We start from the raw sequence: 22768 nt of genomic DNA on the forward strand, positions 1-22768 counted from the left end.
AGATGACCGTGAACCCGTACCCCCTGCACCCCGAATGCCCCGACCTGCGGCGGCTGGCCGACAACCCGGCCGAGGCGCTGCTGCGCGCGGAGGCCGACATCGTCGCGGCCGAGAACGCCGCCGAGGCGGACCGGTACCGCCGGCTGGAGGAGCTGGAGGAGGCCCAGCAGGACGGCCGGGGCGTCACCCGGCGTACCTTCGTCGCGGGCGCCGCGGCGACCGCGACCGCCCTGGCCACCGCCCAGTTCGTCACGACCTCGGCGTCCTTCGCGGCGACGAAGACCGGCACCCTGATCCACGTCTTCCTCTACGGCGGGCTGGACGGGCTGAGCCTGGTCGCCCCGGCCGACGACCCGGTGCTCGGCAAGGTCCGCCCCGACCTGCTGCTCGGCAACGACTCGCTGGCCCTCGGCCGCGGCTTCAAGCTGACCAGCGCGTTCGCCCCGTTGGAGAAGTGGCTGAAGGCCGGTCAGCTCGGCTTCGTGCCGGCGGTCTCCGACCCGCGGCTGTCCCGCAGCCACTTCCAGGCCGCCGACGCCTGCAACCTGGGCGGCCTGCCCGGTGAGACCGGCGGCCGGGGCTGGCTGGACAGCCTGGTCGACACCCTCGGCAAGGGCACCGCGTTCCGCAGCGTCGGCATCGGCAGCACCCTGCCCCGCTCGCTGGTCGGCGTGAACGGCGCGATCTCCCTCAACAATGTCGGGGAGCTGCGGCTCAACGGCGACGACAAGTACCGCGCGGCGACCGAGAAGGCGATCCGCGGTTTGTTCACCGGGATCAACCACCCGGTGGAGGAGGCGGTCATCGAGGGCATGGGCGCGCTGGCCACCGCGCAGAAGCTGGCCGCGAAGCCGTACGCGGCCGCCGCCGGGGTGAAGTACGAGGGCGTCGGGTACGCGTTCCAGCAGCTCGCCCAGCTCATCAAGGGCGGGGCGAACGTCCGGGTGGCGACGGTCGGCATGGGCGGCTACGACACCCACGAGAACCAGGGGACCCGCGAGGGCGGCCAGCTCTGGCGCCGGCTCAACGAGCTGGCCAACGCGATGGCGGCGTTCTTCACCGACCTCGGTGACCGGGCCGCCGACGTGACGGTCATGGTGTCCAGCGAGTTCGGCCGGCGGGTCGCCTCGAACAGTGGCGGCACCGACCACGGGCACGGCGGGGTGGTCACCATCCTGTCCGGGCGCAAGCTCGCCGGCTCGCTCCTGGGCACTTGGAACGGGTTGAACGATCTCGACAGCGGAGACGTACCCGAGTACAACAACATGTTCAACGTCTACGGTTCGGTCGCGCAGGGACGGTTCGGACTGACGACCGCGCAGGTGGACAAGGTCTTCCCCCGGCAGAAGTACACCCCCGTGAAGCTGTACGCGTGACGTATCAGGACACCTTCGCCGCCGGCCGCCGCAGCGGGGCATCCGCCCCGTACGGCGGCCGTCCGGCTGCTCCCGTACCCCCGGGTCGGCCGCGTCGCGGGCCCGGTGGACGGCGGGCGCTGGCCGCCGCCTTCTGGCTCGGCCTGGTGGCCGCGGTCCTGCCCTGGTGGCTCGCCACCCCGCCCGGCTCGCTGGCCGACACCACGCACGTGCTCACCGCGGCCGGCCGGATCACCGGCCTGGTCGCCGGCTACCTGCTGCTGGTCCAAGTGCTGATGATGAGCCGGCTCGGGATCCTGGAGCGCTGGCTGGGCGGCGAGCGGCTGTCCCGGGTGCACCGGGACCTCGGCGCCACCCTGCTGGTGGCGGTCCTCGCCCACCTGGCGCTGCTGGTGGTCGGGTACGCCCGGCTGGAACGCAACTCGATCCTCGGCCAGGTCGGCGCCCTGCTGACCCACTACGAGGACATGGTCTCCGCCTTCGTGGCGACCGGCATCATGGTGGCGGTCGGGCTCACCGCGGTCCGCGGCGTCCGCCGGCGGATGCCCTACGAGCTCTGGTACCACCTGCACCTGACCAGCTACCTCGCCCTGCTGCTCGGCTACGGCCACCAGTTCAGCAACGGCGCCCAGCTCTACGAGCCGGGCCCGGTGCGCACGGGCTGGATCGCCGCGTACCTGCTGGTGGTGGCCGCGCTGGTGTGGGGGCGGCTGGTCGCCCCGCTGCGCTTCAACCTGCGGCACCGGCTGCGGGTCGCCGACGTGGTGGCGGAGAGCCCGGACACCGTCTCGATCTACCTGACCGGGCACCGGCTCAACCAGATCGACCTGCTCGGCGGCCAGTACTTCCGCTGGCGCTTCCTGAACCCCGGCGGCTGGTGGCAGTCGCACCCGTTCTCGCTCTCCGCGGCGGGCAACGGCCGCTGGCTGCGGCTCACCGTGAAGGTCGTCGGCCGGCACACCGCCGACCTGCGGGATCTCACCCCGGGCACCCGGGTCTGGGCGGAGGGCCCGTCCGGCACCTTCACGGCGGCGCACCGCACCCGCGAACGCGCCCTGCTGATCGCCGGCGGCAGCGGCATCGGTCCGCTGCGGGCCATGCTGGAGGAGCTGCCGCCCGGGGCGGCGCTCATCTACCGCGCCCGCACCCCGGCCGACGTGCTGCTGCACAACGAGCTGGACTGGCTCGCCCAGGCGCGGCACACCTCGGTCTGGTACGTGGTCGGCTCCCGCGACGACCCCGGCCCCCGTCAGGTGATGAGTCCCGAGGGGCTGCGCCGGCTGGTGCCCGACCTGACCCGGCGCGACGTCTACCTGTGCGGCCCGGGTGGCCTGGTCGAGGAGGCGGTCCGGGCGCTGCGCCGGGCCGGCGTGCCGCGCCGGCAGATCCACCTCGCCACCTTCGAGCTGTAGAGAGGCCCCGCCCATGCGTCGCGCGCTCCTCGCGATCACCGGCCTGGCCGCCGGCACCACCGCGCTGGTGGTGCTCAAGGGCGCCCCGGGCACCGGCCAGGCCGCCCAGGACCGGCCGGTCGCCGCCGCCCCCGTCGCCCCCGGCGGCGCGGCGGCCCCCGAGCCGACCCCGGGTGCCACCACCCCCTCCGCCCGGCCGAGCGCGTCGGCGAAGCCCACCGCGAAGCCCGGCGCCAGCCGCACCCCGGCCGCCCGGGGCGGCACGACGGCCCGGGCCACCACCGCCGCGCCGCGGACCACCACCAAGGCGCCGACGGTCACCACCCGCACGGTGACCGGCCCGACGGTCGCCTACCGCTACGGCTCCCTGCGGGTGCAGATCACCCTGAGCGGCAGCCGGATCGTCGACGCCACCGGCCTCGACATGCCGGTCGGCGGTCAGGAGGGCCTGCGCGCCGACGACGTGCAGGCCCGCTACAGCGGCAGCTCGGGCGAGGTGGTCGCCAAGCAGAGCGCCAACCTGAACACCGTCTCGGGGGCCACCTACACGAGCACCGCCTACAAACAGTCGCTCCAGGCCGCGCTGGACAAGGCCTGAGCGTGGGGGCCGCCGCGGTCCGGCCGGGCCTGCGCCGGGTCGAACAGATCATGGGTACGGCGATCAGCCTCGACCTGGCCGACGACCTGCCCGCCGCGACTCTGCACGAGCTGGCCGAGGGCGCCTTCGCCTGGCTGCGCGAGGTGGACGCGCGGTTCAGCACCTACCGGGCGGACAGCGAGGTGTGCCGCCTGGACCGGGGCGAGCTGCCGCCGGCCGAGGCGTCGGCCGACCTGCGGGCGGTGCTGGAGCGCTGCGCCGACCTGTGGACCGGCACCGACGGCTTCTTCGACGCGTACGCCACCGGGCGGCTGGACCCGTCGGGCTACGTCAAGGGCTGGGCGGCGCAGGTGGCCTCGGACCGGCTGGTCGAGGCCGGTGCCCCGAACCACTGCGTGAACGCCGGCGGCGACGTCCGGGTCCGCGGCAACCCGGTCACCGGCGGCCCGTGGCACATCGGCGTCCGGCATCCCTGGGACCCGGCCGCCACCTGCCTCGTGCTGACCGGCACCGACCTGGCGGTCGCCACCTCCGGCGTCTACGAGCGCGGCCACCACGTCGTCGACCCGCGCCGGGGCGCCCCGGCCGTGGGCCTGCGCTCGGTCACCGTGGTGGGCCCCGACCTCGGCGTCGCCGACGCCTACGCCACCGCCGCCGTGGCCATGGGCGAGTCCGGCATCGGCTGGCTGGACCGCCTGCCCGCGCCCTGGCGGCACGCGGTGGTGACGGACGACGGCCGCCTCCGGCATTCGCGCGGCCTCCCGTCGAGCGCCTGACGCCGCGGGACGCGGGTCAGCGGAGCGGGCGGTGCGTGGTGGCGGGGCGGGAGCCGCGCGGGCGTGAGCCCCGGGGCCGGGTGCCCCACGGACGGGTGAAGGCCCAGCGGTACGGGCGACGCCGGTGCGGCGGTGGCTCGGTGCCGCCGCTGTGGCGGGCCGCGTCGTCCTCGGACATCTTCCACCCCCGCTCCGGCGCTTCTGCGCCTCTGCAGGCACAACGAGTGCGACGCCGGTGAGGTCGCTGCCCGGGAGGCGCCGGTCAGCAGCCGCGCCGGGGGAGGGGGAGCTGGCCGGGGAGCAGCTCGGGGGTCAGCGTGATCCCGGCCGCCCGTAACGCCGCGATCAACGCGTTCTGCACCAGGTACGAGTCGGGCAGCCGCCAGCGTGCCTGCTCGGGGGCGACCGCCCAGCGGACCGTCCCCTCGGGCAGCCGGGTCGGCGGGGCCGGGATCCACGACCCGGGACCGTGCCGGACCACGTGGAAACAGTGGTCCAGTTCCGGGCGCAGCGGGTCGCCGGGGCGCACCAGGAACATCCAGCGGCCGGTGGGGGTGACCAGCACCGGCCCGCGTACGCCGAAGCCGGCCGGATGGGTGGCGACCGTGTCGAGCACCCGCCGGCCCAGGTGGGCCGCCACCTCCAGCACGTCGAACGCGCGCCCGGTGGGCAGCAGCACCCCGTGCGGGCGGCTGCGCCACCAGGTGGCCACCCGGGCCGGGTCGGCGCTCGCGGCGTGCTCCCAGTTCTCCAGGGCAGGGTGGCAGCCGACCGTGGGGCAGCCGGCCCGGCCGCAGACGAAGCGGCTGTTCGCCAGGCAGGCGCCGGGGGTCACCGGCCAGCCGTGCGCGGCGTACCGGACGGCGACCCGGCGCAGCCGGACCCGTTCCAGCGGCGACAGGTGAGCCACGCGCGGTCCGACATTCCCCCACATGTGTCCCATCCCCTCTCGCCCGCCCGGAACTGTCCACACACCACACGTTGAACGCCGTCACTGCCGTAACCCACGCTCGTTGATCTGACGAACGGCTGATGCAACTTGCACGAAAACTACGAGAACTGGCTGTACGGCCGACGTACAGACTGTGCGACCAGCGAAAACCTGAGTACCGACGGACCGTTGCGAGGGTCGACCGGGGGAGATCAGCCGGACGCGGGCAGGGGGAGGGATGGGGAGATGGACGAGCTACCCATAGGCCGGCGGGTCGCGTACTGGCGGAGCCGGCGCAAGATGTCCCAACAGGTCTTCGCCGACCGGCTCGGCAAGTCCAAGAGCTGGGTGGACAAGGTGGAGCGCGGCGTCCGGCGGCTGGACAAGTTCTCCGTGCTCTACGAGATCGCCGACATCCTCCAGGTCGACGTGCAACTGCTCCTCGGCAAGGACCCGGAGCGGCGAATCGACGCCCTCAACTGCATCGACCAGGTCGAGGTCGAGGAGATCCGCGCCGCGCTGGAGCGCTACGACTCGATGAGCGCGTACTTCGACGCGGCGCCCTACCCGCCGCCGCTGACCGACATGCGCAAGGCGGTCAACCACGCCTGGCTCACCTACCAGTACGGCCGCTACGGCATGCTCACCCGGGCCCTGCCCAAGCTGCTCCGCGACGCCCAGGCCGCCGACGCCGGTTACGGCGGCGACCAGGCCCGGGAGGCCGCCCACCTGCTCGGGCAGGTCTACCAGATCGCCTCCTCGGTGCTGCGCAAGCTCGGCGAGTGCGACCTGTCCTGGCTGGCCGCCGACCGCTCGATGGCGGTCGCCCAGCGGGCCGACGACCCCCTGCTCGCCGGCATCGCCACCACCCGGGTCTGCAACGCCCTCGTCGCGATGGGCCGCCCTCGCCCCGCGCTCGAACTCAACGTGCGGATCGCCAACCGGCTGGCCCCCGGCGGCGAGAACGACGTCCGGCCGGAACGCCTCTCGGTCTACGGGATGCTGCTGCTCCAGGGCGCCATGGCCGCCGCCCGCATCGGCGACTCGGCGACCGTCGACGACCTGCTGACCGGGGCGGCCGAGGCGGCCACCCTGCTCGGCGGGGACCACAACCACTACTGGACCTCGTTCGGCCCCACCAACCTGGAGCTGCACCGGGCCGCCGCCGCCGTCGAGCTGGGCGACGGCGGCCGGGCGGTGGAGACCCACCACCGGCTGGCCGAGCCCGCGTTCAACGCGCTGCTGCCCGAGCGGCGCGCGCACCACCTGCTGGACATCGCCCGCGGCTTCGCCCAGATCGGCGACGTCGCCAACGCCGGGGACATGCTGCTCCGCGGCGACCGGCTCGCGCCCTCCGAGATCCGCTGCCGGCCCATCGCCCACGAGGTGATGTCGGACGTGCTCCGTCGCACACGGGGTACGCCGCCTTCGCCGATCGCGGAGTTGGCTGTGCATATGGGAGTCGGAGTATGAGCGCGGGTCGGGCCGGATGAGCGGTCCGCACACCAGCAACGGGCACCGTCGGGTGCTCTATGTCATCGCCTGCGGTTCGCCGTTGGCCCGTCACGTCGGCCGGCTGGTCGACCTCGCCCAGCACGACGGCTGGCAGGTCTGCGTGGTGACCACGCCGGACGGCGCGAAGTTCGTCGACCGGACGGCGTTGGCCCGGCAGACCGGTCACCCCGTCCGCACCCACTACAAGAATCCGGGCGACCCGGACGTGCTGCCCCCGGCGGACGCCATGCTGGTCTGCCCGGCGACGGTCAACACCGTCAACAAGTGGGCGGTCGGCATCGCCGACACCCTCGCCCTCGGCCTGCTGGTGGAGGGGCAGGGGATGGGGGTGCCGATCGCGGCCGTGCCCTACACCAACGTGGCGATGGCCGCGCACCCCGCTTTCCGGGCCAGCCTGGCCCGGCTGCGCGAGTGGGGGATCCGGGTGGTCTTCGGCGACCACGTGGTGCCGTTGCACCCGCCGGGCACCGGTGAGCGGCACCTGGACGCCTTCCCGTGGGCAGTCGGCCTGGCCGCCCTGCGCGCCGCGCCACGCCCGGCCGCCCCGGTCGGCTGAGGTGCAAGCAGGGGCCCCTTGTTAACGCATTCCGTTGTACAGGGGGCCCCTCCTAACCGCCATCGGGCATGTCGGCCTCCCGACGCCGGTAAGCTGGCCGGCCGTGAGCACAACCGGATCGCCGCCCACGGTCGCCGACGTGGTGGCCGCGCTCGACCGGCGTTACCCGCCCACCTGGGCCGAGGAGTGGGACCGGGTCGGGCTGGTGCTCGGTGAGCCCGAAACCCGGGTCCGGCGGGTCGCCTGCGTGGTCGACGTGGTCCCGGAGACGGTGGCCGAGGCGCTCGCGGCCGGGGCCGACATGATCGTCGCGCACCACCCGCTGCTGCTGCGCGGCGTCTCGTCGGTGGCCGCCACCACGTACAAGGGGCGGATCGTGCACCGGCTGATCAAGGCCGACGTGGCGCTGTACGTCGCCCACACCAACGCCGACGTGGCCGACCCCGGGGTGTCCGACGCCCTGGCCGCCCGGTTCGGGCTGACCGGGCTGCGCCCGCTGCACCCGCCCCGCCCGGGCTCGCCCGCCGCCGGCCCCGGCCGGGGCATCGGCCGGATCGGCGAGCTGCCCACCCCGCTCACCCTGGCCGAGCTGACCCGGCACGCCGCCGCCGTGCTCCCCGTCACCGCCTGGGGAGTTCGCGCCGCCGGGGATCCCGGGCGTATGGTTCGTACCCTCGCCGTCAGCGGCGGCTCGGGGGACAGCTTCCTCGCCGAGGCGACCGCGGCCGGGGTGGACGCGTTCCTCACCGCCGACCTGCGCCACCATCCCGCCGGTGAGCACCTCGCCGCCGGCGGCCCGGCCCTGCTGGACGCCGCCCACTGGGCGACCGAGCGACCCTGGCTGGACGACCTGGCCGCCCACCTGCGGGACGAGCTGGGCGTCGAGACCACGGTGTCCGACCTGGACACCGACCCGTGGACCGTGCACGCCGCCGCACCCCGACCGGACGACAAGGAGCCCCGACCGTGAAGGCTGACCCGAAGGTGCAGCGCCGCCTGCTCGACCTGCAGGCGATCGACACCACGCTCGCCCAGCTCGCCCACCGCCGCCGGACGCTGCCGGAGTTGGCCGAGCTGGAGGCCCTGGCGCGCGAACTCTCCGCGCTGGAGGACGAGCGGGTCCGCGCCCAGGTGGCCGTGAACGACCTGGACCGGGACATCGCCCGGCTGGAGAAGGACGTCGACCAGGTCCGGGCCCGCAAGACCAAGGACGAGAACCGCCTCGCCGCGGGCACCGGCCCAGCCCGCGAGCTGGAGGCGCTCCAGCACGAGCTGGCCTCGCTCAACCGCCGGCAGAGCGACCTGGAGGACGCCGAGCTGGAGCTGATGGAGCAGCGCGAGACCGCGCAGGGCGTGCTGGACGGCGTCGAGCGGCGGATCGCCGAGGCCCGGGACCGGCGTGTCGCCGCCGAGCAGCGCCGCGACGACAGCCTCGCCGAGATCGCCAAGGAGGAGGAGTTCAAGCGCGGCGCCCGCCAGCCGCTGGCCGGCGACCTGCCCGCCGACCTGGTCGCCCTCTACGACAAGATCCGCACGGACACCGGCCTCGGCGCGGCGCTGCTCACCGGCGCCCGCTGCGGGGGCTGCCGGCTGGAGCTCTCCGGCGCCGACCTGGCCCGGATCCGCAAGGCCGACCCGGACGACGTGGTCCGCTGCGAGGAGTGCCGGCGGATCATGGTCCGGACCAACGAGTCCGGGCTGTAGCCGTCGTGGCGGTGCGCGCGGTCGTGATCGAGGCCGACGGCGGGTCCCGGGGCAATCCGGGGCCGGCCGGCTACGGCGCGGTGGTCCGGGACCCGGCGACCGGCGAGGTGCTGGCCGAGCGGGCCGAGGCGATCGGCACGGCCACCAACAACGTGGCCGAGTACCGAGGCCTGATCGCCGGGCTGGAGGCCGCCGCCGAGCTGGGCGCGGCCGAGGTGGAGGCCCGGATGGACTCCAAGCTGGTGGTCGAGCAGATGTGCGGCCGCTGGCAGATCAAGAACCCCGGGCTGCGGCCGCTCGCCGCGCAGGCCGCCGGGCTGGTCGGCCGCTTCGCCAGCGTGCGGTTCAGCTGGGTGCCCCGGGAGCGCAACAAGCACGCCGACGCCCTGGCGAATGCGGCGATGGACGCGGCGGCCGGCCTGGCCCCGAGCCGGCCCGTGGAGGCGCCGCGCGAGGCCGCCGCCCCCGACCCGGCGGTCCGCGAGGTGGCCGCCCGGGCGGCGACCGCCCGGGCCACCGGCACCGACCCGGCCACCACGCCGGCCTCCTGGGAGCCGCGCCCGACCGAGGAGGCCACCCGGCTGATCCTGGTCCGGCACGGCGAGACCGAGCGGACCGTGCAGAAGCGCTACTCGGGGCGCGGCGACGTGCCGCTGACCGACCGGGGCCGGGCCCAGGCCCGGGCCACGGCCGCCCGGGTGGCCGCCCTCGCGCCGTCGGTCGCGGCCGTGGTCAGCTCGCCGCTCGCGCGGTGCGTGGCCACCGCCGAGGCGGTCGCCGCGCTGGTCGGCAACCCGCCGGTACGCCCCGACGACGACCTCATCGAGTGCGACTTCGGGGTCTGGGAGGGCTGCACCTTCGCCGAGGTGCGCGAGGGCTGGGCCGGGGAACTGGACGCCTGGCTGGCCTCCACCAGCATCGCCCCGCCGGAGGGTGAGTCGTTCGTGGCGGTCGCCGAGCGGACCGGCCGGGCCGTCGACCGGCTCCGGAGGGCGTACCCGGGGGAGACCGTCGTGGTGGTCTCCCACGTCTCGCCGATCAAGCTGGTGCTGCGCGACGCCCTCGCGGCCGGCGACGCCTTCCTGCACCGGCTCTACCTGGACACCGCGGGGATCTCGGTGCTCGACCTCTACCCGGACGGCGGCGTCGCGGTCCGCTCGGTCAACGACACCTCCCACCTCGCCGACGTCTGATTTCTCCCGGCGCCGCCCGGCCGCCCGCGCCTACGGCGACTCCGGCTCGGCGCGTCCGGCGGCGCGCCGCGACCTGGAGCCGCCGGCCGTTCGGCGCACGCGGGCGGCCGCTCGGCGCATCGCCGTCCTCCGGGAGAACGTGACCGCGTTCACAGGGTCGTAGCCTCCGGCCGTCACATGGCTAGTTACGAGTTCCCGGAGGTGTGTCACATGGCAGCACCAGAACCGGAGGCGCCGACAACGGCGCGATCCAGGGCGAAGGACCACAGCCCCTGGAACTGGTTGCTCTTCATACCGATCGTGGTGCCGCTCATCCCGGCCTTCTTCAACGCCGACTCGCCCCGGCTGTTCGGCTTCCCGCGTTTCTACTGGCTGCAACTGGCCTGGATCATCCTCGGCGTGGCCACCACGACGCTGGTCTACCAGATGACGAAGAAGCGGGGTGACCGCTGATGTGGCGCGATCACCTCACCGAGATCATCGTCTTCAGCTTCCTCTTCCTGCTGGTCAGCGCCATGGGTTTCGTGGCGGCCCGGTGGCGGGCGCCGCGCGACATGGCCCACCTGGACGAGTGGGGCCTGGGCGGGCGCAGCTTCGGCGGCTGGATCACCTGGTTCCTGGTCGGCGGTGACCTCTACACCGCCTACACCTTCGTGGCGGTGCCGGCGCTGATCTTCGGGGCCGGGGCGGCGGGCTTCTTCGCCGTGCCGTACACGATCGTCATCTACCCGATGGTGTTCCTGGTGCTCTGCCGGCTCTGGTCGGTCTCGCACCGACACGGCTTCGTCACCCCGGCGGACTTCGTCCGCAACCGGTTCGACTCGCCGATCCTCGCGCTGCTGATCGCGATCACCGGCATCGTGGCGACCATGCCGTACATCGCCCTGCAGCTGGTCGGCATCGAGGCGGTGCTCAAGACGATGGGCGTGACCGGGGACAGCGCGCTGGCCCGGCACCTGCCGATCATCATCGCCTTCGCCATCCTGGCGGCCTACACCTACCAGTCCGGGCTACGCGCGCCGGCGCTGATCGCCTTCGTCAAGGACTCGCTGATCTACATCGTGATCCTGGTGGCGGTCGTCTACCTGCCGTACAAGCTGGGCGGCTGGGGCGACATCTTCGACGCGGCCGACGCGAAGTTCAAGGCGTCACCCGCGCCGGGGGACGGCATCCTGCTCAACGCCAACAACCAGCTCCAGTACGTCACGCTGGCGTTCGGCTCGGCGCTGGCGCTGTTCCTCTACCCGCACAGCATCACCGGCGTGCTGGCCAGCCGGAACCGCGACGTGATCAAGCGGAACATGTCCGCGCTGCCGGCGTACAGCCTGCTGCTCGGGTTGATCGCGCTGCTCGGCTACATGGCCATCGCGGCGGGCGTGAAGCCGCTGCCCGGCGCCAAGGCCGGCAGCGTCGACGGCAACACGGTGGTGCCGCTGCTCTTCGACAGCCAGTTCCCGGACTGGTTCGCGGGCGTGGCGTACGCGGCCATCGGCATCGGCGCGCTGGTGCCGGCGGCGATCATGTCGATCGCGGCGGCGAACCTGTTCACCCGCAACATCTACAAGGAGTACCTGAAGCGGGACGCCAGCCCAGCGCAGGAGGCCAACGTCTCGAAGATCACCTCGCTGGTGGTGAAGGTCGGCGCGGTGGCCTGCATCGTCTTCCTCGACCCGCAGTTCTCCATCGACCTTCAGCTCATCGGCGGCGTGATCATCCTCCAGACGCTGCCGGCGGTGGCGCTGGGCCTCTACACCCGCTGGTTCCACCGGGGCGCGCTGATCGCCGGCTGGGTGGCCGGCATGGGGCTCGGCATGTGGATGCTCTACCAGATCGGGAACCCGACGACCGGGAAGAAGCACTTCGCCGGCTCGGCCTTCCCGCTCTCCGAGTTCGGCTTCGACACCACGAAGACGATCTACGTGGGCATCGTGGCGGTGCTGGTCAACCTGGCGGTGGCCGCGCTGCTCACGCTGGTGCTGCGGGCCGCGAAGGTGGCCGACGGGGTGGACGCCACCACTCCGGACGACTACTTCGCCGACGAGGGCGACCCGCGGGTCACCCCCGGTCCGGACCGCGACGCGGACGCCGCCCGGGAGCCCGTGGCCTGAGTGAAAGGAGGGGCCCCCTGTTAACGCCTCGCGTTGTACAGGGGGCCCCTCCTAACAGCCCGGACGGCGGTGTCAGCGGCGGCGTGTGCGCGATTCGAGGGCCTCGTTGAGCCGGTGCAGCAGGTCCGCGAGGTTCTCCCGGTCGTCGGGGGACCAGGCGGCCAGGATGTCGCCGTAGAGCCGGGTGCGGGCGGCCCGCACCGCGGCCATCCGCTGGAGGCCGGCCGGGGTGGGTGAGATCACCGTGCCGCGCCCGTCGGCTGGATCCGGGGCACGCGCGATCAGCCCGTCCCGCTGCATGGCCGAGACCTGGCGGGTGACCGTGGAGCCGTCCAGGTTCAGCTTGGCGGCCAGCGCGGAGACGTTCTGCGGGCCGGCGCCGGCCAGGTGCCGCAGGATCACGTACGCCGCCCGGTCCAGCACCCGGTGCTCGGCCGTGCCGGTGGCCCGCCGGGTCGCCTCACCGAGCCGCATGAGCAGTGCGACCTCGGTCTCGATCCGCCCGAGTGTGGCATCTTCCGCGTTGGCGTCGTCCCTCATAGCTGTATGATACAACTGATTTACCTGTAAGATACAGCTATCTGTCTGGAGGCGCGGAGTGGATCGGCGATCCGAACCCAACCGCAGTGCCATCTACGCCACCACCCTGGTGGCGTTCCTCGCCATCGCCGGCATCGCCGTGGTGGACCCGATCCTGCCCGCCATCGGCGAGGCGATCGGGGTCACCGCCTGGCAGGTCGAACTGCTCTTCACCGCGTACATCGCGGTGATGGCGGTGGGCATGATCCCGGCGACCCTCGCCAGCGGGAAGTTCGGCTTCAAGCCGGTGCTGATCACCGGCGTCTCGGTGGTCGGTGTGGCCGCCATCCTCGCGTCGTTCAGCAACGACATCGTGCAGCTCTCCGTGCTGCGCGGCGTGTGGGGCCTGGGCAACGCCATGTTCTTCGCCACCGCCATGGTGGTGCTGGTCAACCTGGCCAACGACCGGGAGTGGGTCGTCGGCCTCTTCGAGACCGCGCTCGGCCTCGGCTTCGCCGTCGGCCCGCTGATCGGCGGCCTGCTCGGCGAGGTGAGCTGGCGGCTGCCGTTCTTCGTCTGCGGCGTGTTCATGGTGCTGGCCCTGGCCGTGGCCTCGCGCAAGCTCCGCGAACCGGCCAACAAGCAGGCCCCCGTACGCCTCGGCGCGATCTTCTCGACCTACCGCAAGCCGGCGTTCGTCACCCTCTGCGTGGTCACCGCCGCCTACAACTTCGTCTTCTTCGTGGTGCTCGGCTACACGCCGCTCTACCTGCACCTCGACGTCATCCCGCTGGGCCTGGCCTTCACTGGCTGGGGTCTCGGCCTGGCCGCCGGCATCCTGCTGATCGGCCACCGGCTGGCGCACCGGATCGGCGCGGTGCAGACCGTCGGCGTCGCCGTCGCCGGCCTGCTGGTCTGCATGGTCCTCTTCGCCACCTCCACCGGCACCGCGATGTCGCTGGTGGTCCTGGTCCTCGCCGGCCTGTTCATGGGCCTGGCCAACGCCAACCTCACCGACCTCGCCCTGGGCCTCGGCTCCAGCGACCGACGGGTCGCCACCGGCGCCTTCAACCTGGTCCGTTGGGGCGCCGCCGCGCCGGCCCCGATCATCTCCGGCAAGCTCGCCGAGCACTCGCTCGCCCTGCCGTTCTGGGTCGGGTTCGGTGTCCTCTCGGTCGGCGTGCTGGTCTACCTAGCCTTCGCGCACGTGATGGCCGCCGGCTACGGCGAGCGAGTGCTCTGGTCCCGGTGGAACTCCGCCGCCCGCCGCAACGAGCACGCCCCCGAGGAGCCGGTCGGCGAGGCGTACTGAGGTGCGGAGGGGCCCCGCCTGCCGGGGCCCCTCCCCGCCCGGTCAGCCGAGGGCGCGGTAGAGCAGGTAGAGGCCGATCACCGTGCCGAAGACCACGATGAGGGTCCGCAGCACCACCGGCGGGAGCCGGCGGACCAGCCGGGCGCCCACGTACCCGCCGACCAGTGTGGCCGGCGCGACCACCGCGACCGCGGCCCAGTCGACCGGGCCGAAGAGCGCGAACACCACCAGCGTGGTCAGCCCCACCACGGCCGAGAGCAGGTTCTTGATGGCCGACACCCGGGCCAGCGTGGCATCCAGCACGAGGGCCAGACCGGCCACCAGCATCACCCCGAGCGCCGCGCCGAAATAGCCGCCGTACACCGTGCCCAGCGCGACCATGGCCTGCACCGTGACGGTGCGGCGGCGCGGGCTGAGGTCGGCCGGATGGCCGACCAGCCGGCGCAGCGGGTCCTGGAAGGCCAGCACGGCGGTCGCGCCCAGCACCAGGAACGGCACCACCAGTTCGAACGCGCGCGCCGGGGTGGCCAGCAGCAGCACGCAACCGACGATCGTGCCGGCCACCGCCGTCGGCAGCAGCGGCCAGAGCGCCCGCCCCCGGGGCAGGTCCGCCCGGCTGCCCGCCACGCTCGCCACGTAGCCCGGGAAGACCGACACCGAATTGCTGACGTTCGCGGGGACCGGGGGCAGGCCGATCGCGATGAGGGCCGGGAAGGTGATCAGGGAGCCGCCCCCGGCCACCGCGTTGACCGTGCCCGCGGCGAGGCCGGCGGCGACCAGCAGCGCGACGTCGGAGAGGTTCATGATCCCGCAGGCTAGCCCGCCCAGGCCCCGCACGCAGAGCCACCTCCACCGGCCCCGTCGGCTGCCTCCGCGTTGATCAAGAGGTTTGCGTCAGGACCGGACCCCGTCGCGACGCAAACCTCTTGGTCAACACCGGTGGCGGGGTGGAAATGGGAGCCGGGGTCCCGTCGTTAGGATGAGGGCGCGACGGACGAGTCGACCGGGCGGTCGCGTCGGCGGGCTGCGGCCCGCCGCCGAGGAACGTCCGGACTCCACAGGGCAGGGTGGTTGCTAACGGCAACCCGGGGTGACCCGCGGGACAGTGCCACAGAAAACAGACCGCCGGCCCGATAAGGGACGGTAAGGGTGAAACGGTGGGGTAAGAGCCCACCAGCATCCCGGGTGACCGGGATGGCTCGGTAAACCCCACCCGGAGCAAGGCCAAGAAAGGGCCGTCACCGCAAGATGACGACCCGCGCAGACGCTTGAGGGCTGCCCGCCCGATGTCTGCGGGTAGGCCGCTGGAGCCTGCCGGCGACGGTAGGCCGAGATGGATGGCCGCCGCCGGCCGCCCCTCGGGGCGTGCCGGTCACAGAATCCGGCGTACAGGTCGACTCGTCCGTCGCCCACCAGGTCAGCCGCTCACACATCGCGGCTGGCCTGGCGTTTCTTCGGGTGCTGGTGGTCGTCGTCGGTCGTCATTGGTCGCCGTCCGACGGCCCACTGACGGCCCCGACGGCCCAGCGGCGGCCCAGCGGCGGCCCAGACCCGCCGAGCAAGCGGCTTGCCCCTGAGGCCGCCGGCAACATTGCCGCCAGCCCGTAGAGTGCCGCTGTGGATACGAGATCAAGTCGGGGCGTAGGCATCGTCGGGACGATCGCAGCGGTTGTTGGTGCCTGCTGGCTCGTGTTGCTCGCCGACCGCGGCTTCCCTGAGTGGCGGTTCGTGGCCGCCGTCACGCTGGTTAGCGGCCTGCTGCTGCGAATCGAGGCAGCAGTGCGAGAACGCGGACGCCCTTGAGACTTGCGGCCAGGTCGGGGAGTTGAAGCTGAACTTCGGGCCTCGCTCAGCCCACCAGTGCCGGATAGCTGCTCACACGGCGTCTGAGGCTTGCCATGGTTGCTCACTGGTCGACAACCTTTGACGGTGTCTTGTGCCCCCTGTGTTCCCACGCGCCTGGATCTCTACATTCCTCCGAAGGCCTGACAGACTCCGCGATATGCGAACTTGGGCCATCGCGGTTACGGCCGTCGCCGCCACGCTTGTTGCGATACCAGTGACGACCGCGCTCGCCATGGGGTACTACCCCCGCCCGGATTGCTTCGACCGTGCCCCCTTCGACGAGGTGGCGACGAAGCTACCGCCGCCTCCGACCCTAGACGCGTTCGATTCGGTCGATGCACCTGACAAGATCGGCTCGTGTGACATTGGGTCGTCATACGGGGTGAAGGGCGGCTACATCTTCTACGCTGTCGACAGCCCTGGCCTCGACGATTCTGGATGGGGTTACTTCCCGAACGGGCCGGACGGTGACCTTGGAAACGGTGAGTGGGAGGGGCCACAGTTCGAACAGATCGAGGGACCCTGGTACCACTGGACGGCAAGCTGGTAGACGGCATTGTCGAGCTGCCGGAACAGTCCACCATCGTCCGGGGCGTCAGCTCGAACTCAACCACGAACGACTGAAGGTCTTCCTGCCATCCCGTCTGCCGCCGACCCGCCCTGCTGGGGGAGCGGGCCGCCGCACGGCATCCGGCCCGGTATTTCGTTCCTGAAGGTGCCGGAGGGGAAGCGTGACGAACCAAGAATCGGTTTCCACCTAGGGACTGCCGGTATCCAGCGGCCCCGGTCGGGTGACCAAGGCCGGCCCGGAGGGCAACTCGACCTGTTCTGCGTCGAGCGCAGTCAGGAGCATCATGGCCGATGTCAATCGTCCCGCTGATCTAGGGTGACCTGGTGCCTTCGAAACCCGTGACAACCGTCCTGTTCGATTTCGCTTGGACCCTGTTCGCCAGGGACCCCAACCGCTGGGTCGGCAGCGCGGCGGCCTTGATCGGCCGGGAGGTGGCCGCCGGTGAGGCGGAGCGGATCGCCTCGGATTTCGCTGAGTTGCTGCGGACGACGGCTACGGACCCTGCTCACATCGCCCGGGACTTGGACCCACAGGTGTGGGACCGGGCGATTCTGGCTGTCCTGCAGCAAATCCGTGGGGTGGACTTGCCGTTTGCGCGAGCCCTGCACGAAACGCGCGCCGAAGCGCTGGCGCCGTACGCGGACACGGCGTCCACTCTCGCCGCGCTGAGTGCCCGCGGTATTCGCCTTGGCGTGGTCAGCAACGTGGGCTGGGACATTCGCATCTGCTTTGCGAGGCACGGGCTTGACCGCTACATCGATGCATTCGTTCTTTCCTACGAGGTCGGCTTCGTCAAACCTGATGTACGGATCTGGCGCACCGCAGTCGAAGCCCTGGCGGCACAGCCAGATCGAACGTTGATGGTTGGCGATCATCCCGGATGCGACGGCGGTTCCGTGGCCGTCGGCATACCGGCCCTGGTGCTGCCGATGGTGAGTTCGCCAGCGCAGCTTCGCGGGTTCGATCAGGTGCTGGCGTTGGCCGGAATCTGAAGCCGGTTCGGTTCCTGGTTTGTCGAGGTTGCCCGATGCGCTTCGGGAAAGATCTCCGATTCTTCCAGCATGAAGTCGAGCCGAAGGCAGTCAAGAACCGGATGCACTTCGATATCCACGTCGGCGGCGGCCGGCACGAGCCGTTGGAGGTGCGCTGGCCGCGGGTCCAGGCGATCGTCGACAAACTGGTGGCAGCAGGCGGGACCGCTCCGGGTCGACGCACCGGACGGTGCCCCTGACCATGTGACGATGGCCGACCCAGAGGGCAACGAGTTCGACGTCCTTTAGGCCCGTTCGGCCGGGCTGCTGGCCAAGCCGTAGCCGTCGACAGCGTCACGCAGGTCCTGATACCGATGTGTCACGCAGGTCCCGAGACCGGACACCGCCGGCAGCCGGCTGTCCTACTCCGCTTGATGGGTTACGCGGTGGCGGGTTCGCTGGCTACCGACTGTGCGGCGGGTCGGAGGCCCTCGATCGACGGCCCGACGCTAACCCACGAGGCTCTTGGTCATGACGTGCTCGCGGCGTACTCCGTCGGGCATGAGGTCGCCGAGTTCACCCGTGTCACGGAAGCCGTTCCGTTGGTAGAGGGTCCAGGCGTTCTTGTTGCCCTCTACAACGGCCAGCCGCAGCGTCCGCGCGCCCACCAGCCGAGCCCACTGCTCGACCGCCCGCACGAGGTGGTCGCCCACGCCTTGGCCACGTCCCACAGGTGCCACGTACATCGAGATCAGCTCCACGACTCCGTCGTGGTCGGTCGGCACCCCGCTGGCCATCCCGACGGGTTGCCCGTCGAGCATCGCCAGGATGTTGTACGAGCCGGGGATGGCCAGTCGCCCGCGCCAGCGTTCCTCGCGGTCGCCGTCGCCCTGCCAGTCCGCCAGCTGGGAACCGAAGGCGTACCCGGCCTCCGCCAGCGCAGCGAGCCGCAGTTCCCGCCACATCTTCCAGTCGCCCTCGCCGAGAGCACGTGTATCGATCATGCGGAGAGGGTTTCGCAGGCGTGGCGAGCAGGCAACCCGGTATCTGGTGACGCGGTGTGACGACCAGGTGGCCCTGTTGGACGGCGGACTGTCACCTGTCATCCGACACCGATCCGTAGCGCATCAGCTGGAGCCCGACACCGCCGGCAGCCGGCCGGATAGGCGGTATTGGTGAGTCGTAGCCGGCGCTTCGTCTGTACATGTCGCTCGTCTCGTGGGCCTACGAGGTCTCTCGCCAGAACCTTTCGGGCACGCTGCCTCGCCGGTGAGCTCATGTTCAGGGTGTCGCCCTGAAGGCCCGGACGCTTACCGCAGCTGCCGGTGACGACGGGCCCCTGTTGGAGGCAGCCGCGATTCTTCACGATGTCGGCTACGCACCTCACCTAGCTAAGACAGGCTTTCATCCGCTGGACGGCGCAATCTATCTTCGAGGCTTGGACGCGCCCGATCGCGTGGTCCACCTGGTAGCGCATCACTCCTGTGCTGTTAGGGAGGCTCGTCTACGTGGGCTCGACGGACACCTGGCCGCCTTTCATGACGAAGAAGGTCCGGTGAGAGACGCGCTTTGGATGTGCGACCTCACCACGACGCCCGACGGAGAGCCTACGGACTTTGCGGACCACCACCTGGCGCAAGTCGATCAACCGCTGCTGGTTCGACCCCAAGATCTGGCGATCGGCCGTCACGGCGGCCGGCATCGTGCCGTCGAGATCGACCGGCATGCACGCGCTGCGGCACTTCTACGCCTCGGCGCTGCTCGACGCGGGGGAGAGCATCAAGGCCCTCGCCTCCTACCTCGGCCACTCCGACCCCGGATTCACCCTTTGGGTGTACACGCACCTCATGCCGGCCAGCGAGGAACGCACCCGCAACGCCATCGACCGACTGTTCCGGCCCCGGGTGCTTGACGGCCCAGAGACGGCCTGAGGTGGGAGAGTGGCCGTCTTCCCCCAGCTCGCGCCCATGCTCTCACCAGAATCCGGCGTACAGGTCGACTCGTCCGTCGCCCACCAGGTCAGCCGCCGTCATAAGCACCGACAGGTGGCCTGCCCGAGCACGCACGCCGACCTCGACCATCTGGCGCGTGCCGCCGGTCGCGATCACGCCTGTGGGTACGCCCGAGAATCCGAGCCCCTCTGGTGGGGGAGAGGAATCCCCCCAGGAGGGGAGGCGTGATGCCACCCGCGTCAATGATCTTGGTGGTATGAGAGTTCACGCCAGCCCTCGTTGGGCGTACGGCACGTTCGCGTGGTTGCTGCTCTTCGTCGTCTCCCACGTGGTCGTGGTGTTCCTGCCCGGCGACGATCCGACCGGCGACGGACCCTGGAGTTTCAGGGCGTACGTGATCTTCAACATCGTTCTCATCCTCATGTCGGCCGTCGGGGCGGCTGTCGTTGTCGCCACCGTCCGGCCCTGGGGTCGACGCGTCCCGCGATGGATGCTCCTCACGCCGCTGTGGTTCGGCAGCGCGCTGCTCGTCGTCCGGGGGGTTCCCGGGATGGTCGAGAACCTGCTCATGGCTACCGGCAACCGCGGCGGCTTCGTGGGGAGGGACGACATCTCCACGGCTGAGTTCTGGGCCGGGATCGGCATCAACACCTATTTCTTCGTGGGCGCGGTGCTGCTCGTCGTGACAACGGTCTCCTACGTCCGCCGATCACGGGGAGCCGGTGTCCGCACAGGACGGTCGGGTCCGGATCCGGTATGAGACGGCCGCGACACACAGGGCCCACCCGTAGCCCCCGGTCCGCCCCACCGCCAGGCGCGCCCGCTCGGGCAGCCGACGAGCTGCCTTCCCCCTAGCGAGGGAGCGTGATCCCGCAGCCGGGTGAGGCGCCGCGTCGAGGCGCGGTGACATCGTCGGCCCATGGGACGATCGGGACAACGGGGATACACCGAAGTGCGACGAGGCGGCACGGCTCAGGGCGCCGCCCGGACACCCTCCGGCGCAACGGCGCTGCGCACACCACCGCCGCCACCCTGGGCGCGCCGCGCGGGGCACGTCGCCTGGGTCGCCCCCATCCTCGGCTTCATCCCGCTGCACATCCCATGGATTCTCGGCATCCCGCTGTTCGCCCATCCCGATCCGTTCCGCGAGTGGTACCACGGTCGCGGACCGGGCGTGGGGGACCACCCGGTCGACGGGTTGCTCGGCCTGCCTGCCGGCGCGCTCTATCTCACCGTCCTGTGCGTCCTGGCCGGACTCGGCGGAGTGCTGGCCCTCGGACTCATCAGCGACTGGGGTCTGATCTTCCCGCGCTGGATACCGGTGCTGCGTGGACATCGGGTGCCACGATGGCTGCCGTTGACGCCGACCGTCCTGGGATCCGCGTTGATGATCGGTTACGTGGCGACGCTGCCCTGGCAGCTCGCGGCCGAACTCGCCGACACCAACCCGGAGGACGACATCTTCACCGCCACCGGTGTCCTCCTCGGCCTGCCGCTGCTGCTGGCGTGGGCGATCGCCCTGCCCGTCGCCGGCTGGTCCTACTACCGCCGCACCCGGGCCCCACGCCGATTGCCCGCCGGGAAAACCCGTTGCGCGTGACCCGGCGCCGGATGTCTGGTTGATCGGCCGCCGGTACCGGAGGGAACGTGCCATGTCGCTACCCGCCCCCACGCTGCACACCACTCGCCTGAGACTGCGTCCGTTCGACGACGCGGATGCGGACGACCTCTTCGCGCTGCACAGCAGCCCCTACGTGTTGCGCTACTGGGACTCGCCCCCGTGGAGCGAACGTGTGCGCGCCGAGCGGTTCATCGCGGCCTGCCGGCAGATGGCCGAGGGGGGCACCGGGGCGCGGCTGGCCGTGGATCGTGACTCCGACGGGGCGTTTCTCGGCTGGTGCGGCCTGAGCCGGTGGAATCCGGACTACCGCAGCGCATCGCTGGGCTACTGCTTCGACGACGCGGCGTGGGGCCACGGCTACGCGACGGAGGCCGCGCGCGCTCTGCTCGGATGGGCGTTCGACACGCTGGACCTGAATCGCGTCCAGGCCGAGACCGATACCCGCAACGCGGCATCCGCCCGGGTGCTGGAGAAGCTCGGGTTCGTGCGGGAGGGGACGTTGCGGGAGGACTGCGTCGTGAACGGCGAGGTCTCCGACTCGTGGGTCTACGGGCTGATCAGGCGGGAGTGGCGGCCGCCGTCCTGAGCGGGGGCCGGTAGCCCCTGCGGTGCCCGGGCCGGGGGCCGGGCGGGCGAGCGGCGGGACAGCAGGTATCCGGTCAGCGCGGCGGCAACCCCGGCCAGCCCGGCCGCCGCGAAACCGCCCGCCGGCACGGAGGCGCTGATCGCCACCCCGGCCACGGGGGATCCGAGCGCGAACCCGGCGCTCAGCGCCGAGGACTGCAGGCCGGTCGCCTCGCCGCGCACGCCGGCCGGCGCCAGCCGGCTCACCGCGTGGGCCACCGCGGAGAGGGTCGGCGCGGCGAGCAGCCCCGCTGCGGCGCCGGCCACACACAGCCAGGGCCAGGTGTGGGCCAGGCCGGCGGGAACGGTCGCCAGCCCGAGCAGGCCGAGCAGCAGCCAGGTGGGCAGTGGCCGGGGGAACACGCCGTACGCCAGCCCGCCGGCGATGGAGGCCACGCCGTAGGTGGCCACGACCACGGCGGCCCAGGGCACCTGGCCGGCGTGTTCGAGGGTGGCGACGATGGCCAGGTCGGTGCCGCTGAGCACCATCGTGGCGCCGAAGGCCATCACCAGCACGGCGATCAGGCGGGGGTCCAGCCACTCCCGGCGACGGGGGCGGTCGAGCGTTCCGGCGTCCGCCTCGTCGTCGGCACGCAGCGGCGGGTCGAGCAGGGCGAGCCCCGCGCCACCCGCCGCGATGGCGGCACCGACGCCCCAGGCCACCACGCCCGGGGAGACCTGCGCCGCCAAGAAGATCACGATCGGCGGGCCCACCACGTACGAGAGTTCGCCCTGCACCGATTCCAGCGCGAACGCCGCCCGCCGCAGTCCCGCCGTCGTCATGGCGGCGATCGACTGCCTGGTCACGAGCTGAGCCGGCACCATCAGCAGACCGGCGGCGAAGGCGGCGCCCACCAGGATCCCGTACGGCAGGAGCGGCACGCTCAGCCAGAACACGACCTGCAGGACGACGGTGGTCAACAGCACGACACGCGCGCCGCGCCGGTCGATCATGCGGCCGAGCAGCGGCCCGCCCAGCGCCACCCCGGCGGTCAGGGCCGCCGCGACGCCACCCGCGGCCGCGTAGCTGAGGTCCAGCCCCAGCACGACGTACAGGGTCAGCGCCATCACGTCGGCGGTGATCGCGACGCGGGCGAGCAGCGAGACGCCCAGCAGCGCTGCCATCCCCGGCACGGTGAGCACCTGTCGGTATCCGGTCACCCTGCGACGCTAGATCCGCCGCC

General features: G+C 72.0%; 24 protein-coding genes, 1 other RNA gene and 2 pseudogenes. 21 read left to right on the forward strand and 6 right to left on the reverse strand.

From position 1 onward, the window contains the following. The first annotated feature begins 2 nt into the window (after nt 1–2). From RMN56_RS19725 to RMN56_RS19740, 4 genes are read left to right on the forward strand one after another with little or no spacing between them, the layout of a single operon-like run. Nucleotides 3–1376 carry a DUF1501 domain-containing protein gene (locus RMN56_RS19725; RefSeq protein WP_313724798.1) on the forward strand — a complete coding sequence of 458 codons (1374 nt, stop codon included), beginning with the start codon at nt 3–5 and terminating at the stop codon, nt 1374–1376. Next, the gene (locus RMN56_RS19730) at nt 1373–2788 is read left to right on the forward strand and encodes a ferredoxin reductase family protein (RefSeq protein ID WP_313718953.1); all 1416 of its coding nucleotides are present in this window, start codon (nt 1373–1375) and stop codon (nt 2786–2788) included. The genes RMN56_RS19725 and RMN56_RS19730 overlap by 4 nt, the downstream gene beginning before the upstream one ends. 13 nt (nt 2789–2801) lie before the next feature. After that, nucleotides 2802–3386: an FMN-binding protein gene (locus RMN56_RS19735; RefSeq protein WP_313718954.1), complete on the forward strand. Its 585-nt coding sequence runs from the start codon at nt 2802–2804 to the stop codon at nt 3384–3386. Nucleotides 3387–3436: 50 nt separating this feature from the next. Continuing rightward, nucleotides 3437–4162, forward strand: a complete 726-nt coding sequence (locus tag RMN56_RS19740) for an FAD:protein FMN transferase (RefSeq protein WP_313724799.1) — start codon at nt 3437–3439, stop codon at nt 4160–4162. 262 nt (nt 4163–4424) lie between these two features. On the opposite strand, the gene RMN56_RS19745 is transcribed toward RMN56_RS19740, so the two are convergent. Beyond that, the gene (locus RMN56_RS19745) at nt 4425–5105 is read right to left on the reverse strand and encodes a bifunctional DNA primase/polymerase (protein ID WP_313718955.1); all 681 of its coding nucleotides are present in this window, start codon (nt 5103–5105) and stop codon (nt 4425–4427) included. 234 nt (nt 5106–5339) lie between these two features. Between RMN56_RS19745 and RMN56_RS19750 the strand changes: the two genes are divergently transcribed. The 7 genes from RMN56_RS19750 to mctP all read left to right on the forward strand — a co-directional run bounded on the left by RMN56_RS19750 (nt 5340) and on the right by mctP (nt 12169). After that, on the forward strand, nt 5340–6566 hold the full coding sequence (locus RMN56_RS19750; protein ID WP_313718956.1) for a helix-turn-helix domain-containing protein: 1227 nt from the start codon (nt 5340–5342) through the stop codon (nt 6564–6566). A 16-nt stretch (nt 6567–6582) separates the two neighbouring features. After that, the gene (locus RMN56_RS19755) at nt 6583–7164 is read left to right on the forward strand and encodes a flavoprotein (RefSeq protein WP_313718958.1); all 582 of its coding nucleotides are present in this window, start codon (nt 6583–6585) and stop codon (nt 7162–7164) included. A 139-nt stretch (nt 7165–7303) separates the two neighbouring features. After that, nucleotides 7304–8134, forward strand: coding sequence for a Nif3-like dinuclear metal center hexameric protein (locus tag RMN56_RS19760; RefSeq protein WP_313724800.1), 831 nt, complete (start codon nt 7304–7306; stop codon nt 8132–8134). Next, a complete protein-coding gene (locus RMN56_RS19765; protein ID WP_313718959.1) occupies nt 8131–8868 on the forward strand; it encodes a zinc ribbon domain-containing protein in 738 nt (245 codons plus the stop codon). Before RMN56_RS19760 ends, RMN56_RS19765 begins: the two co-directional genes overlap by 4 nt. Nucleotides 8869–8873: 5 nt before the next feature. Then, nucleotides 8874–10061 carry a bifunctional RNase H/acid phosphatase gene (locus RMN56_RS19770; protein WP_313718961.1) on the forward strand — a complete coding sequence of 396 codons (1188 nt, stop codon included), beginning with the start codon at nt 8874–8876 and terminating at the stop codon, nt 10059–10061. Nucleotides 10062–10271: 210 nt separating this feature from the next. Beyond that, entirely contained in the window at nt 10272–10514 is a 243-nt protein-coding gene (locus tag RMN56_RS19775) for a DUF3311 domain-containing protein (RefSeq protein ID WP_262282281.1), read from the forward strand. Continuing rightward, the gene (gene mctP / locus RMN56_RS19780) at nt 10514–12169 is read left to right on the forward strand and encodes a monocarboxylate uptake permease MctP (RefSeq protein ID WP_313718963.1); all 1656 of its coding nucleotides are present in this window, start codon (nt 10514–10516) and stop codon (nt 12167–12169) included. Before RMN56_RS19775 ends, mctP begins: the two co-directional genes overlap by 1 nt. Nucleotides 12170–12241: 72 nt before the next feature. Here mctP and RMN56_RS19785 read toward each other — a convergent pair whose 3' ends face one another. Beyond that, the gene (locus RMN56_RS19785; RefSeq protein WP_313718965.1) at nt 12242–12709 is read right to left on the reverse strand and encodes a MarR family winged helix-turn-helix transcriptional regulator; all 468 of its coding nucleotides are present in this window, start codon (nt 12707–12709) and stop codon (nt 12242–12244) included. 58 nt (nt 12710–12767) lie between these two features. Here RMN56_RS19785 and RMN56_RS19790 point away from each other — a divergent pair, with 58 nt between their 5' ends. Continuing rightward, nucleotides 12768–14000, forward strand: a complete 1233-nt coding sequence (locus RMN56_RS19790) for an MFS transporter (protein ID WP_313718967.1) — start codon at nt 12768–12770, stop codon at nt 13998–14000. 42 nt (nt 14001–14042) lie between these two features. On the opposite strand, the gene RMN56_RS19795 is transcribed toward RMN56_RS19790, so the two are convergent. Then, entirely contained in the window at nt 14043–14804 is a 762-nt protein-coding gene (locus tag RMN56_RS19795) for a sulfite exporter TauE/SafE family protein (RefSeq protein WP_313718968.1), read from the reverse strand. Nucleotides 14805–14995: 191 nt separating this feature from the next. On the opposite strand from RMN56_RS19795, the gene rnpB reads away from it, so the two are divergent. The 4 genes from rnpB to RMN56_RS19815 all read left to right on the forward strand — a co-directional run bounded on the left by rnpB (nt 14996) and on the right by RMN56_RS19815 (nt 17647). Further along, nucleotides 14996–15405, forward strand: an RNA gene (gene rnpB / locus RMN56_RS19800) — RNase P RNA component class A. A gap of 597 nt (nt 15406–16002) precedes the next feature. Then, the gene (locus tag RMN56_RS19805) at nt 16003–16395 is read left to right on the forward strand and encodes a hypothetical protein (protein WP_313718970.1); all 393 of its coding nucleotides are present in this window, start codon (nt 16003–16005) and stop codon (nt 16393–16395) included. Between the two features lie 344 nt (nt 16396–16739). Next, entirely contained in the window at nt 16740–17408 is a 669-nt protein-coding gene (locus tag RMN56_RS19810) for an HAD family hydrolase (protein ID WP_313718972.1), read from the forward strand. A 35-nt stretch (nt 17409–17443) separates the two neighbouring features. After that, nucleotides 17444–17647: a VOC family protein gene (locus RMN56_RS19815; protein ID WP_313718974.1), complete on the forward strand. Its 204-nt coding sequence runs from the start codon at nt 17444–17446 to the stop codon at nt 17645–17647. Between the two features lie 249 nt (nt 17648–17896). On the opposite strand, the gene RMN56_RS19820 is transcribed toward RMN56_RS19815, so the two are convergent. Then, nucleotides 17897–18391: a GNAT family N-acetyltransferase gene (locus RMN56_RS19820; RefSeq protein WP_313718975.1), complete on the reverse strand. Its 495-nt coding sequence runs from the start codon at nt 18389–18391 to the stop codon at nt 17897–17899. A 284-nt stretch (nt 18392–18675) separates the two neighbouring features. Between RMN56_RS19820 and RMN56_RS32700 the strand changes: the two are divergent. Both RMN56_RS32700 and RMN56_RS19825 read left to right on the forward strand, forming a co-directional pair. After that, nucleotides 18676–18870, forward strand: a pseudogene (locus tag RMN56_RS32700) (HD domain-containing protein); the annotation flags it as partial. Between the two features lie 133 nt (nt 18871–19003). Continuing rightward, nucleotides 19004–19318: pseudogene (locus RMN56_RS19825) on the forward strand (tyrosine-type recombinase/integrase); the annotation flags it as partial. 42 nt (nt 19319–19360) lie between these two features. Here RMN56_RS19825 and RMN56_RS19830 read toward each other — a convergent pair. Beyond that, the gene (locus tag RMN56_RS19830; RefSeq protein ID WP_313718978.1) at nt 19361–19495 is read right to left on the reverse strand and encodes a hypothetical protein; all 135 of its coding nucleotides are present in this window, start codon (nt 19493–19495) and stop codon (nt 19361–19363) included. Between the two features lie 148 nt (nt 19496–19643). Between RMN56_RS19830 and RMN56_RS19835 the strand changes: the two genes are divergently transcribed. The 3 genes from RMN56_RS19835 to RMN56_RS19845 all read left to right on the forward strand — a co-directional run bounded on the left by RMN56_RS19835 (nt 19644) and on the right by RMN56_RS19845 (nt 21546). Continuing rightward, nucleotides 19644–20099, forward strand: a complete 456-nt coding sequence (locus RMN56_RS19835) for a hypothetical protein (protein ID WP_313718979.1) — start codon at nt 19644–19646, stop codon at nt 20097–20099. 192 nt (nt 20100–20291) lie between these two features. Further along, nucleotides 20292–20939 (forward strand): hypothetical protein, encoded by a 648-nt coding sequence (locus RMN56_RS19840; protein WP_313718980.1) that lies wholly within the window; start codon nt 20292–20294, stop codon nt 20937–20939. A gap of 52 nt (nt 20940–20991) precedes the next feature. Continuing rightward, nucleotides 20992–21546 (forward strand): GNAT family N-acetyltransferase, encoded by a 555-nt coding sequence (locus RMN56_RS19845; RefSeq protein WP_313718981.1) that lies wholly within the window; start codon nt 20992–20994, stop codon nt 21544–21546. Here the strand turns inward: RMN56_RS19845 and RMN56_RS19850 are convergent. Next, complete coding sequence (locus RMN56_RS19850; protein WP_313718982.1) at nt 21507–22745, reverse strand: MFS transporter; 1239 nt, start codon at nt 22743–22745, stop codon at nt 21507–21509. The two genes, RMN56_RS19845 and RMN56_RS19850, sit on opposite strands and share 40 nt — an antisense overlap. Between the last annotated feature and the right edge of the window lie 23 nt (nt 22746–22768).

This window comes from Micromonospora halotolerans (genome assembly GCF_032108445.1).
Lineage (GTDB): Bacteria > Actinomycetota > Actinomycetes > Mycobacteriales > Micromonosporaceae > Micromonospora > Micromonospora halotolerans.

Excerpts from the sequence above, each read along its gene's own strand:
- RMN56_RS19775 (WP_262282281.1), top strand. The coding sequence starts at position 10,272 with ATGGCAGCACCAGAACCGGAGGCGCCGACAACGGCGCGATCCAGGGCG.
- RMN56_RS19820 (WP_313718975.1), bottom strand. The coding sequence starts at position 18,391 with ATGATCGATACACGTGCTCTCGGCGAGGGCGACTGGAAGATGTGGCGG.
- RMN56_RS19740 (WP_313724799.1), top strand. The coding sequence starts at position 3,437 with ATGGGTACGGCGATCAGCCTCGACCTGGCCGACGACCTGCCCGCCGCG.
- RMN56_RS19815 (WP_313718974.1), top strand. The coding sequence starts at position 17,444 with ATGCGCTTCGGGAAAGATCTCCGATTCTTCCAGCATGAAGTCGAGCCG.
- RMN56_RS19735 (WP_313718954.1), top strand. The coding sequence starts at position 2,802 with ATGCGTCGCGCGCTCCTCGCGATCACCGGCCTGGCCGCCGGCACCACC.
- RMN56_RS19785 (WP_313718965.1), bottom strand. The coding sequence starts at position 12,709 with ATGAGGGACGACGCCAACGCGGAAGATGCCACACTCGGGCGGATCGAG.
- RMN56_RS19845 (WP_313718981.1), top strand. The coding sequence starts at position 20,992 with ATGTCGCTACCCGCCCCCACGCTGCACACCACTCGCCTGAGACTGCGT.
- mctP (WP_313718963.1), top strand. The coding sequence starts at position 10,514 with ATGTGGCGCGATCACCTCACCGAGATCATCGTCTTCAGCTTCCTCTTC.
- RMN56_RS19725 (WP_313724798.1), top strand. The coding sequence starts at position 3 with ATGACCGTGAACCCGTACCCCCTGCACCCCGAATGCCCCGACCTGCGG.
- RMN56_RS19745 (WP_313718955.1), bottom strand. The coding sequence starts at position 5,105 with ATGGGACACATGTGGGGGAATGTCGGACCGCGCGTGGCTCACCTGTCG.
- RMN56_RS19795 (WP_313718968.1), bottom strand. The coding sequence starts at position 14,804 with ATGAACCTCTCCGACGTCGCGCTGCTGGTCGCCGCCGGCCTCGCCGCG.
- RMN56_RS19755 (WP_313718958.1), top strand. The coding sequence starts at position 6,583 with ATGAGCGGTCCGCACACCAGCAACGGGCACCGTCGGGTGCTCTATGTC.
- RMN56_RS19750 (WP_313718956.1), top strand. The coding sequence starts at position 5,340 with ATGGACGAGCTACCCATAGGCCGGCGGGTCGCGTACTGGCGGAGCCGG.
- RMN56_RS19805 (WP_313718970.1), top strand. The coding sequence starts at position 16,003 with ATGCGAACTTGGGCCATCGCGGTTACGGCCGTCGCCGCCACGCTTGTT.